The following is a 15,461-nucleotide window of genomic DNA, read 5'->3' as shown; positions in this document are numbered from 1 at the left end:
GCCTTGGGCGCTTCGGCCGCGGGGGCGGTCGCGGCGGCGGCGGCCTTGCCGGCGGTGTCGATCCGGGCCAGGACTTCGCCCGAGGTGACGGTGCTGCCGTCGCCCTTGACGATTTCAGCCAGCACGCCCGAGGCGGGGGCCGGCACTTCCAGCACGACCTTGTCGGTTTCGACTTCGATCAGGATTTCGTCCGCTTCGACGGCAGCGCCGGGCTGCTTCTTCCAGGTCAGCAGGGTCGCTTCGGAAACGGATTCAGAGAGTTGGGGGACGACGACGTCGGTGATAGCCATTTTGTTTGTTCCGTAAAGTGTGTGTTCTTGTGGGGACGGCGCGGCAAGGGTCGAAACAGGGTTCCAGCCACTTGCCGCGCGGCACGCGCATCCAGCGGGTTTACTTCGTCAGCATGACCTTGAACTTGGGCGCAAAGGCCGTTTCGATCAGGGCCTTCTGCTGCTCCTGGTGCTTGGCCAGGTAACCCACGGCCGGCGACGCCGAAGCGGCGCGACCTGCGTAGCCCAGCTTCTGGCCTTCGACCATGTTCTCGTACACGTGATGCTGCACGTAGAACCACGCACCCTGGTTCTGCGGCTCGTCCTGCACCCAGATGACTTCCGTCGCCTTCGGGTACTTGCGCAGTTCGGTCTCGAAAGACTTGTGCGCGAACGGGTAGAGCTGCTCGACGCGGACGATGGCGACGTTGTCGGCGCCACGCTCGCGGCGGGCGTTGACCAGGTCGTAGTACACCTTGCCCGAGCAAGCCAGCACGCGCTTGACCTTGCTGGCGTCGATGGCCTCGTCGACTTCACCGATGACCGGGCGGAAGCTGCCGCCGGCCAGGTCGGTCAGGGGCGAACCGGCGTCCTTGTTGCGCAGCAGCGACTTCGGCGTGAACAGCACCAGCGGCTTGCGGAACGGGCGGATCATCTGGCGGCGCAGAACGTGGAAGATCTGCGAGGCCGAGGTCGGCTGGACCACTTGCATGTTGTTGTCGGCGCACAGCTGCAGGAAGCGCTCGATGCGGCCCGACGAGTGCTCGGGGCCTTGGCCTTCGTAGCCGTGCGGCAGCATCAGGGTCAGGCCCGACTGGCGGCCCCACTTGGCTTCGCCGGAGCTGATGAACTGGTCGATCACGACCTGGGCACCGTTGACGAAGTCGCCGAACTGGCCTTCCCAGATGGTCAGCGTGTTCGGTTCAGCGCTGGAGTAGCCGTATTCGAAGCCCAGCACCGCCTCTTCGGACAGCACGGAGTCGATCACGGTGAACGGCGCCTGGCCTTCCGAGACGTTCTGCAGCGGGATGTAGGTGCCGTCGTTCCAGCGTTCGCGGTTCTGGTCGTGCAGCACGGCGTGGCGGTGCGTGAACGTACCGCGGCCCGAGTCCTGGCCGGTGATGCGGATGGCGTAGCCCGAGGACACCAGGGTCGCGAAGGCGAGGTGCTCGCCCATGCCCCAGTCCAGGTTCATTTCGCCCTTGGCCATGGTGCGGCGGTCGTTCAGCAGCTTGGCGACCAGCGGGTGCACCGTAAAGCCTTCCGGCACGGTGGTGATGCGTTCGCCGATGCGCTTGAGTTCAGCCAGCGGCACGGCGGTGTCGGCCTGGTCGGTCCACTTGGCGCCCAGGAACGGCGACCAGTCGATCGCGTACTTGCTCTTGTAGTCGGTCAGCACCGGCTCGATGGTGCGCTGGCCGTCTTCCATCAGCTGGCGGTAGTCCTTGACCAGTTGATCGGCTTCGCCTTCGGCCAGCACGCCTTGCGTGGTCAGCTTGTCGGCGTACAGCTTGCGCGTGCCGGGGTGGTGGCCGATGCGCTTGTACATCAGGGGCTGCGTCAGCGACGGGGTGTCTTGCTCGTTGTGACCCAGCTTGCGGAAGCAGACGATGTCCACGACCACGTCGTGGCGGAACTGCAGGCGGTAGTCCAGGGCCAGCTTGGTGACGAACACGACGGCTTCGGGATCGTCGCCGTTGACGTGGAACACCGGCGCTTCGATCATCTTGACCACGTCGGTGCAATACAGCGTCGAACGCGAGTCACGCGGGTCGGACGTGGTGAAACCGATCTGGTTGTTGATGACGATGTGCAGCGTGCCGCCCGTACCGTAGCCGCGGGTCTGGGCCAGGTTCAGGGTTTCCATCACGACGCCCTGGCCGGCGAAGGCCGCGTCACCGTGCACCAGCACCGGCAGCACTTGCTTGCCTTCGGCATCGCCGCGGCGCTCTTGGCGGGCGCGTGCGCTGCCTTCGACCACGGGGTTGACGATTTCCAGGTGGGACGGGTTGAACGCCAGCGACAGGTGGACGGGACCGCCACGGGTCGACAGGTCGCTCGAGAAGCCGTTGTGGTACTTCACGTCGCCGTCGGTCAGGCCTTCGGCGTGCTTGCCTTCGAACTCGGCGAACAGATCGCCGGGCATCTTGCCCATGATGTTCACGAGCAGGTTCAGGCGGCCGCGGTGGGCCATGCCGACCACGATTTCCTGGACGCCATTTTCACCGGCGTGGTTCACCACTTCGTCCATCGAGGCGATGAAGCTTTCGCCGCCTTCCAGCGAGAAGCGCTTCTGGCCGACGTACTTGGTGTGCAGGAAGCGCTCGAGGCCTTCGGACTCGGTCAGCTGCTGCAGGATGTGGCGCTTTTCTTCGACCGAGTAGGCGGGCGCGCCCAGGGTGGTTTCCAGGCGTTCCTGGATCCAGCGCTTGGCGGCGGGGTCGGAGATATGCGTGAATTCGGCACCGATGCTGCGGCAATACGTGTCGCGCAACGCCTTCAGGATGTCGCGCAGCGTCATGGTGCTGGCGGTCGTGAAGTAGGTGTTGGTGGCCGAGTAGGTCTGGTCCAGATCGGCTTCGGTCAGGCCGTAGAAGGCCGGATCGAGTTCGGGGATCGGGGGACGTTCCTGGCGCTTGAGCGGATCCAGGTCAGCCCAGCGCGAGCCCAGCGAGCGGTAGGCGGCAATCAGCGATTGCACCGACACTTGCTTGGTGGCGACGCTCAGGTCGGGTTCGGCGGCGCGTTGCACGAAGGCATTGGCCTTGGCGCGCTGGGCGAACGATTCGACGATGGGAGCGTGGGCCTGGTCGCGGGTGGATTCCTGGCCGTCGGTAGCGGGAGCATGTTGCAGCTGGTCGAAGTATTCGCGCCAGTTGTCAGGTACCGAACCGGGATTGTCGAGGTAGGCTTCGTAAAGCTCCTCAACATAAGGGGCGTTACCCCCAAAGAGATAAGACGTGGATAGAGATTCTATTTCCGAAGACATATCGCTTCACCTTTACGAGTGCTTCACTCGACACGATGCAGGAAAACCTTCCGCGGCACGGGCTTCCCGTTGAGCGGATAGCAGGGGCAGAAGGCGCGTACAAGCCTTGATAGCCGTATGGATGAAAGTATAACCCTTTGAGTTTAAGGGCGTCTTCTTGCGTTTGCGTGACGCAAAAGCGTTCGCGGAATGGCTTCATGCGGTGTTGGAATGTCCGTCGAACCCCTGCAATTACGCCGTCTACGCACCACCAAATTCCGTTAACCAAAAATGCCGCATTGCGGCATTTTTTTCGTTCTGTTGTTCAGGTGTTGTGCATTTGCCTCGTCACACCGGCAGTTCGGTGGTCGACAGGATCTCTTTGAGCACGAAAAAAGTGCGTATCTGGCGCACCCCGGGCAGCTTGATGATCTCGCCCGCGTGCAGCTTGTTGAAGCGTTCGAGGTCGCGGATGCGCAGCATCAGGAAGTAGTCGAACTCGCCCGCCACCAGGTGGCATTCCAGGCAGCCGCTGATGCCGCGCGCGGCCGCTTCGAAGTCGGTGAAGGAGTCCGGCGTGGAGCGGTCCAGCACCACGCCCACGATGACCAGGGTGGCCATCTCGACCTCGGCGGGTTCGAGCAGCGCGACCGTCTTCCTGATGATGCCCTCGGCCTTCAGCTTTTCGACTCGCCGCAGGCAGGCCGCGGGGCTGAGATGCACGCGCGCGCTCAGGTCCAGGTTGGTGATCTGGGCGTCCTGCTGCAAGAGACGCAGGATGTTGCGGTCGATGCGATCCAGCCCGGCAGTGGCATTCATTAGATGCGTCCCTGAAAATTTAATTTCTTTGGATACTTATTTTTATAAATATTAAATCCAAAAATAATCCATGAAGAAAATTTAAATCTTCTATTTAAAAAAAATACGCAATTGACCGCAAAAGCCTGCGATTCCTATGATTTTTCCATCCGCGGCCCCCTCGCCCCGGACCCCGACTTCCAGGAGCCCGCATGGATCTGCAACGCTTTCCCCGCCACCGCCTGACCTTCGGCGACACCCCCATCGAGAAGCTCGACCGCCTGTCCGCCCACCTGGGCGGCAAGGTCGAGATCTACGCCAAGCGCGAAGACTGCAACAGCGGCCTGGCCTTTGGCGGCAATAAGCTGCGCAAGCTGGAATACCTGATTCCGCAGGCCTTGGAACAAGGCTGCGACACCCTGGTCACCATCGGCGGCATCCAGTCCAACCACACCCGCATGGTGGCGGCCGTGGCCGCCAAGCTGGGCCTGGCCTGCGTGCTGGTGCAGGAAAACTGGGTCGACTATTCAGACGCGGTCTACGACCGGGTCGGCAATATCATGATGAGCCGGCTGATGGGCGCGGACGTGCGCCTGGTGGACCAGGGCTTTGACATCGGCTTTCGGCGCAGTTGGGAAGAGGCCCTGGAAGACGTGCGAAAACGCGGCGGCAAGCCCTACGCGATCCCGGCGGGCGCGTCCGATCACGAACTGGGCGGGCTGGGCTACGTGGGCTTTGCCGAGGAAGTCCGGCGCCAAGAGGCCGAACTGGGCTTCACGTTCGACTACATCGTGGTCTGCGCCGTCACCGGCAGCACGCAGGCCGGCATGGTGGTGGGCTTTGCCGCCGACGGCCGCGCCGACCGGGTGATCGGCATCGACGCCTCGGCCACGCCCGACCAGACCCGCGCCCAGATCCTGCGCATCGCCCGGCGCACCGCCGACCTGGTCGGCCTGGACCGCCCCATCGCCGACAGCGACGTGGTGCTGGACACCCGCTATGCCTACCCCGCCTACGGCCTGCCCTCGGCCGAGACCAACGACGCCATCCGCCAGTGCGCCCGCCTGGAGGGCATGATGACCGACCCGGTGTACGAGGGGAAATCCATGCAGGGCATGATGGACATCGTGCGCCGCGGGGAAATCCCGGCGGGCTCGCGGGTGCTGTACGCGCATCTAGGGGGGGTGCCGGCGATCAACGCCTACAGCTTTCTGTACCGCAACGGCTGAGGCAGGATTCTGCGCGGCCGGCTTTGGCGCGATGGGCTGGCCGGCCGGAGATTTGCGCTGACCGCCTATTGCGTCTTGGCGCCGGCCTGGAACCACGCCCCCAGCAGCGCGCGTTCGTCCTCGGTCATACCTGTGGAATTACCCATCGGCATGATCCTGGACACCACCGCCTGCTGGTACACCGCCTGCGCATGGGTGGCGACCTGCTGGGGCGAATCCAGCCGCACGCCCTTCATCTGCACCTGCTCGCCATGGCACAGGAGGCAACGCTGTTCGAACACCTGGCGCACCTGGGCATACGACACCGCGGTCGGCGCCGGCGCCGCAACGGCGGCAGCGACCGGTGCAGGCTGCATCCAGACGATGGTCAGACCCAGCACGACCACTCCCAGCAACGCATAAGGCCAGGGGTTGCGTGCATTGCCGAGCTTGAAGCGATGGCGCACCACGAAGAACTGCCGGATGGCTGCGCCGCCCAGCATGATGAGCAGCAGCACGATCCAGTTGTAGGCATGCGTGTACGTGAAGCTGTAGTGGTTGCTCATCATTGCGAACACCACCGGCAGCGTGAAATAGGTGTTGTGCACGCTGCGCTGCTTGCCGCGCTGGCCGTTGGCCGGATCCACCGGCTTGCCCGCGCGCATCGCGGCCACGTTGCGGCGCTGCCCTGGAATGATCCAGAAGCACACGTTGGCGCTCATGGTGGTGGCCATCATGGCGCCCACCAGCAGGAAGGCGGCGCGGCCCGCGAACCAGTGGCAGGCCAGCCACGACGCCAGCACGATGAACAAGGCCACCAGCACGCCGACGATGCGATCGCCGTGCTTGCCGCGTCCGAACAGACGACAGATGCCGTCGTACACGAACCAGAACGCCACGAAGAAGGCCAAGGCCACGATCACCGCGGTCGACGGCGACCAATCCATCCTGGAGCGGTCGATCAAGTACGTGCTGGCATTCCACAAATAGGACATGGAGAACAGCAGGAAGCCGGTGACCCAGGTGCTGTAGCTTTCCAGGAACGACCAGTGCAGGTGTTCGGGCAGCTTCTTGGGCTGCACCGCGTACTTCTGCATGTTGTAGAAGCCGCCGCCGTGCAGCGCCCATTGTTCGCCACCCACGCCTTTTTCAAGGGATTCCGGGTCGCGCGGTTTCTCCAGGCTGTTGTCCAGCATGACGAAGTAGAACGACGTGCCGATCCAGGCGATGCCGGTGATGATGTGGGCCCAGCGCAGCAGCAGGTTGACCCAATCCAGGTAGTAGCTTTCCATTCATGCCCCTCGCAGCGGGCGGGCCGGCAAAGGCACCGCCACACTGCCTACCACCGCGGGCGCTGTAAGCAGAAGACAGATCGCGCACAAGGCCGGCAGGCCCCGCACCGCTGCGATCGAGATCGACAGAATTGTATGCAGGTTTTGTTTACGAAACCATGCCGACGGGCGCGGCCGCGCATCAGGAATACCCTGATGCGCGAGGCTCAGGAGCCGCGATAGGTGGAGTAGCTCCAGGGGCTGACCAGCAGCGGCACGTGATAGTGCTGGTCGGGATGCGCCACGCCGAAGTCCAGGCTGACGCGGGTGAGGAAGTTGGGTTCGGTCAGGGCCACGCCCCGCGCCTTGAAGTAGCCCGCCACGTCGAAGACCAGGCGATAGGTGCCGGCCTTCAGGTCGCCATCGGCAAACAGCGGGCCGGCCGTACGGCCGTCGGCATTCAAGGTGTGGCGGCTGATCGGCGTGGCCGCGTCGCCATCCGTGGCATACAGCGCCACCGACATGCCGGCGGCCGGGCAGCCGTGCATGGTATCGAGTACGTGCGTGGTCAAGCCCATGGTGTCTCCTGGTGCCGGGGCGGTACCCGGCCGTCTCATGGTTATCCTGGATGATGTACAGAAATTGTATACACGTTCTTGCTTTCCAGCTATCGTTTAGCCCATCATGAACGATACGGCGCTGGCCGCTCGGCCAGCCCGCCCAGATCAACCGCCGCCGGTACCCGCCGGCCCCAAGCCTCACCCGCCATGGCCCTCTACGATTCCACGCTGCCCTACCCCCGCGACCTGGTCGGCTACGGCCGCAACCCGCCGCATGCGCAATGGCCCGACCGCGCACGCATCGCCGTGCAGTTCGTGCTGAACTACGAAGAAGGCGGCGAAAACCATGTCCTGCATGGCGACGCCGGGTCCGAACAGTTCCTGTCCGAGATGTTCAATCCGGCCAGCTACCCCGACCGCCACGTCAGCATGGACGGCATCTATGAATACGGGTCGCGGGTCGGTGTCTGGCGCATCCTGCGCGAATTCGAAAAGCGCCAGTTGCCGCTGACCGTCTTCGGCGTCGGCATGGCCTTGCAACGCCACCCCGAACTGACCGCGGCCTTCGTCGAACTCGGCCACGAAATCGCCTGCCACGGCTGGCGCTGGATTCACTACCAGAACGTCGACGAAGCCACCGAACGCGAACACATGCGGCTGGGCATGGACGCCATCACCCAGCTCACCGGCCAGCGCCCGCTGGGCTGGTACACCGGGCGCGACAGCCCGCGCACCCGCCGCCTGGTGGCCGACTACGGCGGCTTCGAATATGACAGCGATTACTACGGTGACGACCTGCCCTTCTGGATGCAGGTGCAAAAGACCGACGGCAGCGTCGCGCCGCAACTGATCGTGCCCTATACGCTGGATTGCAACGACATGCGCTTCGCGCTGCCGCAGGGGTACTCGCATGCGGACCCCTTCTTCCAGTACCTGAAAGACAGCTTCGACGCGCTTTATGCCGAAGGCGACGAAGCGCCCAAGATGCTCAGCATCGGCATGCACTGCCGCCTGCTCGGGCGCCCGGGTCGCATCACCGCGCTGCAACGCTTCCTGGACCACATCGCCCGGCACGACCGCGTCTGGGTGTGCCGGCGGCTGGATATCGCCCGGCACTGGAAGACCGTTCATCCCTACACCCCCAACCGTTGAGCCCCGCCACCATGGCCCTTACCCTGGAACAACTCAATGCCGCCGCGCCCGATGCGGCTTGCGCAATGCTCGACGGCGTGTACGAGCATTCGCCCTGGATCGCGCGCCAGGCGCTTGCCGCCCGCCCTTTCCGATCGCTCGCGCACCTGCAGGACCAATTGCAGCGCGCCGTCGACGCCGCACCGTGGGATGCGCGCCTGGCGCTGATCCGCGCTCACCCGGAACTGGCCGGCCGCGCCACGCTGCGCCAGGACCTGACCGCTGAATCGACGAACGAACAGACGCAGGCGGGCCTCACCCAGTGTTCGCCTGAAGAATTCGCACGGCTGCAGCAACTGAACACCGACTACAACGCCCGCTTCGGCTTCCCGTTCATCCTGGCCGTGCGCGGGGCGCGCGGCACCGGTCTCACCCGCACGCAGATCATCGACGAATTCGCGCGCCGGCTGGACAACCCGCCCGACATCGAGCGCGACGAAGCCCTGCGCCAGATCCATCGCATCGCGCAATTGCGCCTGGCCGACAAGTTCGCCCAGGACCTGACGCTGGGCAACGACATCTGGGACTGGCAGGAACGCCTGGCCGCCCACAGCGACCCCGGCTACGCCGAAAAGGGCCAGCTCACCGTCACCTACCTGACCGACGCGCATCGCGCCTGCGCGCAGCGCATCTCGCACTGGATGCGCGATTGCGGCTTCGACGAAGTCGAAATCGACGCCGTCGGCAACGTGGTGGGGCGCTATCACGCCGATCGGCCCGACGCCCTCACCCTGATGACCGGCAGCCACTACGACACCGTGCGCAACGGCGGCAAATACGATGGCCGGCTGGGCATCTTCGTACCGATGGCCTGCGTGCGCGAGCTGCATCGCCAGGGCCGGCGTCTGCCCTGCCACCTTGAAGTCATCGGCTTTGCCGAAGAAGAAGGCCAGCGCTACCGCGCCACCTTCCTCGGCTCGGGGGCACTCATCGGCGATTTCAAGCCGCAGTGGCTGGACCAGAAAGACGCGCAAGGCATCACCCTGCGCGACGCCATGCAGCACGCCGGCCTGTGCATCGACGACATCCCCAAGCTGCGCCGCGATGCCAGCCGTTACCTCGGCTTCATCGAAGTCCACATCGAACAGGGACCCGTGCTGTACGAAATGGGGCTGCCGCTGGGCATCGTCACGTCCATCAATGGCAGCGTGCGCTACCAGGTGCAGGTGCTGGGCGTGGCTTGCCACGCCGGCACCACGCCCATGAACCGGCGTCGCGATGCGGCGGCGGCCACCGCCGAACTGGCGCTGTATCTCGAACGGCGCGCGGCCCGCGACGGCGATTCGGTCGGCACCATCGGCATGCTGGAAGTGCCCAGCGGCTCGATCAACGTGGTGCCCGGCGAATGCCGCTTCAGCCTGGATCTGCGCGCGCCCAGCGATCCGCAGCGCGATGCCCTGGTCAATGATGTGCTGGCCGAACTGGCGGCCATCTGCGAGCGGCGCGGCGTGCGCTACACGCTCGAGGAAACCATGCGCGCCTCGGCCGCGCCCAGCGCGCCCGACTGGCAGCAACGCTGGGAGCGCGCCGTGGATGCCCTGGGCGTGCCCGTGCACCGCATGCCCAGCGGCGCCGGCCACGATGCCATGAAGCTGCACGAGGTCATGCCGCAAGCCATGCTGTTCGTGCGCGGCCAGAACGCCGGCATCAGCCATAACCCCCGCGAATCCACCACCCGAGACGACATGCAGCTGGCTGCGCTTGCCATGCAAGGCCTGCTGGACGATCTTGCCCACGACCTCTCATCCCGCTGAACACCCCATGACAGATTACGCCCGCCTCGACGCCTGGGTCGATGCCCACTTCGACGAAGAAGTCCGCTTCCTGCAATCCCTGGTGCGCGTGCCCACCGATACGCCGCCCGGCAACAACGCGCCGCACGCCGTGCGCACCGCCGAACTCCTGCAAGACTTCGGCTTCGACGCCGAAGCCCATGCCGTGCCCGCCCAGGAAGTTCACGACTACGGCCTGCAATCCATCACCAACCTGATCGTGCGGCGCGAGTACGGCCCCGGCCTGCGCGTGGCGCTCAATGCGCACGGCGACGTCGTGCCGCCAGGCGACGGCTGGCAGCACGACCCTTATGGTGCCGAGATCGACAACGGCAGCCTCTATGGTCGCGCGGCCGCGGTCAGCAAAAGCGACTTCGCCAGTTTCACCTTCGCCGTGCGCGCGCTGGAAGCCGTGGCCCGGCCCAGCCATGGCGCGGTCGAACTGCACTTCACCTATGACGAAGAATTCGGCGGCCTGCTCGGCCCCGGCTGGCTGCTTGGCCAGGGCCTGACCCGGCCCGACCTGCTCATCGCGGCCGGCTTCAGCTACGAAGTCGTCACCGCACACAACGGCTGCCTGCAAATGGAAGTGACGGTGCACGGCAAGATGGCCCATGCCGCCATTCCGGCCAGCGGCGTGGACGCGCTGCAGGGCGCAGTCAAGATCCTGAATGCGCTGTATGCACAGAACACGCTTTACCAGCAGGTCACCTCGCAGGTGCCGGGCATCAGCCACCCCTACCTGAATATCGGACGCATTGAAGGGGGGACCAATACCAACGTGGTGCCGGGCAAGGTCAGCTTCAAACTCGACCGCCGCATGATCCCCGAAGAGAACGCGGCCGACGTCGAGGCCGACATCCGCCGCATCATCCAGGAAGCCGCCGCACAATCGCCCGGCATCACGGTCGAGATCAAGCGCCTGCTGCTGGCCAACGCCATGCGTCCCCTGCCCGGCAACCAACCGCTCGTCAGCGCCATCCAGAAGCACGGCGAAGCCATCTTCGGCGAGCCGATACCCGCGATGGGCACGCCGCTTTACACCGACGTGCGGCTGTATGCCGAAGCCGGCATTCCCGGCGTGATCTACGGCGCGGGCCCGCGCACGGTGCTCGAATCGCACGCCAAGCGCAACGACGAACGCGTCGTGCTCGAAGACCTGCGGCGCGCCACCAAGGTCATCGCCCGTACGCTGGCCGACTTGCTCCAGCCGGCCTGACGGCCAGGATCCGATCGGCAGGCGCTGTCCGACATGGCCTGACCAAGAGGATCTGACCCACAAGGTTCGACCCAAAGGGTCTGACCGACCGATCCGGCCGATCGCCGGCCAGTTGAAGCGGGCCGGCGAGCCGCCACGCTTCAAACGCTCTGCCTGCCTCACCCGCCCGTCCGCGGGCGGCGCACTGGCGCGCGGCCCGCGTCAAAACAAGCCGCAGCTTCCCCGCACCGCCGCCCCCTCATCTGCACCGGGTTTTCCTCTATTCAGCCCGCCATTCGTTTTGTATACATTTTCGGTACACATTCAGGCATCACAGGAATTCTCCCCGACCGACTCCCTACTCCGCCAGGAGATTTGGCTATGCAGGCTGCATCCCGCGTGTCCCCCGAGGTTCATCCCGTCGACCAGCGCCTGCCTGCCGGCAAGCTCGCGGCGCTGGGTCTGCAACATGTGCTGGTGATGTATGCGGGCGCCGTGGCGGTGCCGCTCATCGTCGGCCGTGCCCTGAACCTGTCGCCCGCCGAAGTCGCGATGCTGATTTCCGCAGATCTCTTCTGCTGTGGCCTGGTCACGCTGATCCAGGCGTTGGGCGCCACGCAGTGGTTCGGCATCAAGCTGCCGGTGATGATGGGCGTCACATTCGCGTCGGTGGCCCCCATGGTGGCGATGGCCAACGCCCATCCGGGCGCGGCGGGCGCGCAGACCCTCTTTGGCACCATCATCGGCGCAGGCATCGTGTCCATATTGATCGCACCGCTGATCAGCAAGATGCTGCGGTTCTTCCCGCCCGTGGTCACCGGCACCATCATCACGCTCATCGGCATCACCTTGATGCGCGTGGGCGTCAACTGGATTTTCGGCAATCCCGCCGGGCCGACTGCGCCGGTCATCGTCGATCCGGCTTACGCGCAGTGGCTGGCGCAGGCCACGTCACCGGGCAGCCCGCTACCGCCCGTGCCGCAAGGCTTTGCCATCATGCCGTCGATGCTGAACCCGCGCTATGCCGATCCGGCCGGGCTGGCCGTGGCCGCGCTGGTACTGCTGACCATCCTGCTGATCGTCAAGTATGGGCGCGGTTTCGTCGCCAATATTTCGGTGCTGCTGGGCATCGTGATCGGCGCGGTGGCCGCGTCGGCGCTGGGCATCATGACCTTCGAGAAAGTCGGCCGCGCCGAATGGGTCGACGTGGTGCTGCCGTTTCACTTCGGCATGCCGCAATTCGACCCGATGCTGATCCTCAGCATGTCGCTGATCATGGTGGTCGTGATGATCGAGTCCACCGGCATGTTCCTGGCGCTGGGCGAAATGACCGGCCGCAAGGTCGGCCAGCAGGACCTGGCCCGGGGCTTGCGCACCGACGGCCTGGGCACCGTGATCGGCGGCGTGTTCAACACCTTTCCGTACACCAGTTTTTCGCAGAACGTCGGGCTGGTTGCAGTGACCGGCGTGAAAAGCCGCTATGTCTGCGTGGCCGGCGGCGTGATCCTGATCGTGCTGGGCCTGTTGCCCAAGATGGCCGCGCTGGTGGAATCGCTGCCCACGGTGGTGCTGGGCGGCGCCGGCATCGTCATGTTCGGCATGGTGGCCGCGACCGGCATCCGCATTCTGTCCGGCGTGGATTTCAAGGGCAATCGCCACAACGCCATGATCGTGGCGGTGTCGATCGGCATCGGCATGGTGCCGCTGATCGCGCCCGACTTCAAACAGTGGCTGCCGCACTCGCTGCATACGCTGCTGGAATCCGGCATTTTGCTGGCATCGATATCGGCCGTGCTGCTCAATGCCTTCCTGAACGGCGCCGCCTGCGACGAACGCGCCGTCATTGCGGCGGCGCTGCAAGCCGAAAAACACTGACGCCGGCCATTGCGGGGATGGGCGCGGCGCAGCCATCCCGCGCCGCCCCTCTTCTTGCTGCGCTGCCGGTCTACGCCAAACGCATCACGCGGCGCCAGAACAGCACCGCCACCGCAGCAAACACCGCCAGCCCCAGGAACGACGCCGTGCGGGCAAAGCCTTCGCCGGCAATCGCCAGCGGCGCATCGGTGCCCGCGGCGCCGATGATGGCGGCCATCACCACGCCCACCAGGCTTTCGCCCACGATCAGGCCCGAGGCAATCAGCACGCCGCGGCGGTTGGCCGCATCGGCGAACTGCTCGTAGGGCTTGCCCGCAGCCTGGGCGCGGCGGCGCAGTGCGCGCTCCAGCAGCCAGGCCAGCACCGCGCCGGCGACGATGGGCGCGGCCACCGTGGGCGGCAGGTAGATGCCGATGCCCACTGCCAACACCGGAATGCGGGCCACCTTGCAGGTGCGCTTCAAGACTTCATCCACCGCAATCAGCGCCACGCCCACCGCCATGCCGATCAGGATCATGGTCCAGTTCAATTGGTGCGTGAAGATGCCGCGCGCAATCGCCAGCATCAGCGTCGCCTGCGGCGCCGACAGCGCCTGCGCCGGGTCCATGCCTTCGCGCGGCATGGCGTCGGCAAAGCCGTAGGCGTTGTAGAGCAGTTCCAGCACCGGCGAAATCACCGCCGCCCCCACCACGCAGCCGATCAGCAGCGCCACCTGCTGGCGCCAGGGCGTGGCGCCCACCAGCCAGCCGGTCTTGAGGTCTTGCAGGTTGTCATTGGAAATGGACGCCACCGCCACCACGGCAGACGTACTGAAGATCGCCAGCGCGATCGCCATCTGCACGCCGTTCTGCACCGCCAGCAGCTCGCCGCCCAGGGCCAGCATCAGCAGCGACACCAGCACGATGGCCACGATGCCCACGCCCGAGATCGGGCTGGTCGACGAGCCCACCAGGCCCGCCATGTAGCCGCAGGCGGCCGCCACCAGGAAGCCGAACACGAAAGCGAACAGCACGGCATAGGCCACCAGCTTCCAGACCGCGGCGGCCGACAGCGGCGCCCCGGCCAGGAACACCTGGAACGTGATGACCAACACCGTCACCAGCACCAGCGTGACCACCGAGATCCAGCCCGCCGACAGGTCACGCTCGGTGCGCGGCGCCTGGCCGGCACGGGCCGCGCCCGCGCGGGTCAGCGCCGAGAACGACGCCTTGACGCCGCGCGCCATCGGCATGAACAGCGTGGCCAGCGTCCAGATCGCGCCCACGCCGATCACCCCGGCGCCAATGAAGCGCACCTGCGAGGCCCACAGGCCGGTGGCGAATTTTTCCAGCGACATATTGGCGGGAATGTCGGCCATGGCGGTCAGGATGGGCACCGCGATGCCCCACGAGATCAGCAGCCCGACCAGCATCGCCAGGCCGGCCACGATGCCGATCAGGTAACCCGCCCCCAGCAGCGCCAGCGAAAAGCCCATCGGCAGCCGGAACACGGCCCCGCCCAGCGAAAACCAGCCGCTGACGCCGTCGCCCAGCACCCGCAGGCCGCTGGCGGCGAAGCTGACGGCCGCCGCCACCACGCCGCCGCTGACGATATCGCCCATGCCGGTGGCCGCCGGCCTGGCCGGCGCGCGCCCGGCTTCTTGCGCGGCGTCCTGCGCGCGTTCGGCGCTGCCCACGCGCAGGATCTCGGCCGCGGCCACGCCTTCGGGATACGGCAGGTCGCTCTGCACCACCATCACGTGGCGCAGCGGAATCGTGAACATCACGCCCAGCATGCCCCCCGCGGCGCAGATGCCCAGGGTCTGCCAGAACGGAAAGCCCTGCCAGTGGCCCATCATGACCAGGGCGGGCAGGATGAAAATGATGGAGGACAGCGTGCCGGCCGCCGAGGCCTGCGTCTGCACCATGTTGTTTTCAAGAATGTTGGCGTCCTTGAACAGGCGCAGCACCGACATGGAAATCACCGCCGCCGGAATGGCCGACGAAAACGTCAGGCCGACTTTCAGGCCCAGGAATACGTTGGAGGCGGTGAAGATGATGGTGATCAGCGCGCCCAGCAGCACGCCGCGGAACGTCAGTTCCGGTAGCGTGACCTCAGCCGGGACGCGGGTGGGTTCAGTCATGGAAGTCTCCCTTTACTGGCCGGGACGCGACCCGCCAGCAAGGATGGGCGCACCCCGGCTATCAGGGCGTGTCCGCCCTGTTGGTTGCCGGTTTGTTTTTTCTGAAGCGCGAATTCTAGCGCCTGAACGTCCACCGGGTGGTCACCAGCCGTAAGTGGCATCCGGCAGCAGATCCTGCCGCCGACCAGGATATCGGCAACCGATTATGCTGAAAGCCAGGGTTTCTTCC

General features: G+C 65.5%; 11 protein-coding genes. 5 read left to right on the top strand and 6 right to left on the bottom strand.

The window, feature by feature from the left end; genetic code table 11:
• From AC6LJ2_RS24680 to AC6LJ2_RS24670, 3 genes are all read right to left on the bottom strand, one after another.
• Positions 1–290 (bottom strand): biotin/lipoyl-containing protein (locus AC6LJ2_RS24680; protein WP_498152382.1); only part of this gene is annotated, 290 nt, incomplete at its 3' end.
• A gap of 100 nt (positions 291–390) precedes the next feature.
• Positions 391–3,258 carry a 2-oxoglutarate dehydrogenase E1 component gene (locus AC6LJ2_RS24675; RefSeq protein WP_263910604.1) on the bottom strand — a complete coding sequence of 956 codons (2,868 nt, stop codon included), beginning with the start codon at positions 3,256–3,258 and terminating at the stop codon, positions 391–393.
• 327 nt (positions 3,259–3,585) lie between these two features.
• On the bottom strand, positions 3,586–4,056 hold the full coding sequence (locus AC6LJ2_RS24670) for an Lrp/AsnC family transcriptional regulator (RefSeq protein WP_263910603.1): 471 nt from the start codon (positions 4,054–4,056) through the stop codon (positions 3,586–3,588).
• 191 nt (positions 4,057–4,247) lie between these two features.
• Between AC6LJ2_RS24670 and AC6LJ2_RS24665 the strand changes: the two genes are divergently transcribed.
• A complete protein-coding gene (locus AC6LJ2_RS24665; RefSeq protein ID WP_263910602.1) occupies positions 4,248–5,264 on the top strand; it encodes a 1-aminocyclopropane-1-carboxylate deaminase in 1,017 nt (338 codons plus the stop codon).
• Positions 5,265–5,329: 65 nt separating this feature from the next.
• Here the strand turns inward: AC6LJ2_RS24665 and AC6LJ2_RS24660 are convergent, their stop codons facing one another.
• Positions 5,330–6,535 (bottom strand): urate hydroxylase PuuD, encoded by a 1,206-nt coding sequence (locus AC6LJ2_RS24660; protein WP_498152381.1) that lies wholly within the window; start codon positions 6,533–6,535, stop codon positions 5,330–5,332.
• Between the two features lie 206 nt (positions 6,536–6,741).
• Positions 6,742–7,092, bottom strand: coding sequence for a hydroxyisourate hydrolase (uraH, locus tag AC6LJ2_RS24655; RefSeq protein ID WP_498152380.1), 351 nt, complete (start codon positions 7,090–7,092; stop codon positions 6,742–6,744).
• A 189-nt stretch (positions 7,093–7,281) separates the two neighbouring features.
• Here uraH and puuE point away from each other — a divergent pair, with 189 nt between their 5' ends.
• The 4 genes from puuE (at position 7,282) to AC6LJ2_RS24635 (ending at position 13,110) form a co-directional block, all read left to right on the top strand.
• Positions 7,282–8,226 carry an allantoinase PuuE gene (gene puuE, locus AC6LJ2_RS24650; RefSeq protein ID WP_263910598.1) on the top strand — a complete coding sequence of 315 codons (945 nt, stop codon included), beginning with the start codon at positions 7,282–7,284 and terminating at the stop codon, positions 8,224–8,226.
• Between the two features lie 11 nt (positions 8,227–8,237).
• A complete protein-coding gene (gene uraD, locus AC6LJ2_RS24645; protein ID WP_263910597.1) occupies positions 8,238–10,019 on the top strand; it encodes a 2-oxo-4-hydroxy-4-carboxy-5-ureidoimidazoline decarboxylase in 1,782 nt (593 codons plus the stop codon).
• 7 nt (positions 10,020–10,026) lie between these two features.
• Entirely contained in the window at positions 10,027–11,256 is a 1,230-nt protein-coding gene (locus AC6LJ2_RS24640) for a M20/M25/M40 family metallo-hydrolase (protein WP_263910595.1), read from the top strand.
• Between the two features lie 360 nt (positions 11,257–11,616).
• Complete coding sequence (locus AC6LJ2_RS24635; RefSeq protein ID WP_498152379.1) at positions 11,617–13,110, top strand: nucleobase:cation symporter-2 family protein; 1,494 nt, start codon at positions 11,617–11,619, stop codon at positions 13,108–13,110.
• 70 nt (positions 13,111–13,180) lie between these two features.
• Here the strand turns inward: AC6LJ2_RS24635 and AC6LJ2_RS24630 are convergent, their stop codons facing one another.
• Entirely contained in the window at positions 13,181–15,232 is a 2,052-nt protein-coding gene (locus AC6LJ2_RS24630; protein WP_498152378.1) for an OPT family oligopeptide transporter, read from the bottom strand.
• Positions 15,233–15,461 lie beyond the last annotated feature (229 nt).

This window comes from Achromobacter sp. 1014246743 (genome assembly GCF_059760725.1).
The sequence above is the reverse complement of the archived record's forward strand: the minus strand, read 5'-3'. Positions and strand labels throughout refer to the sequence as shown.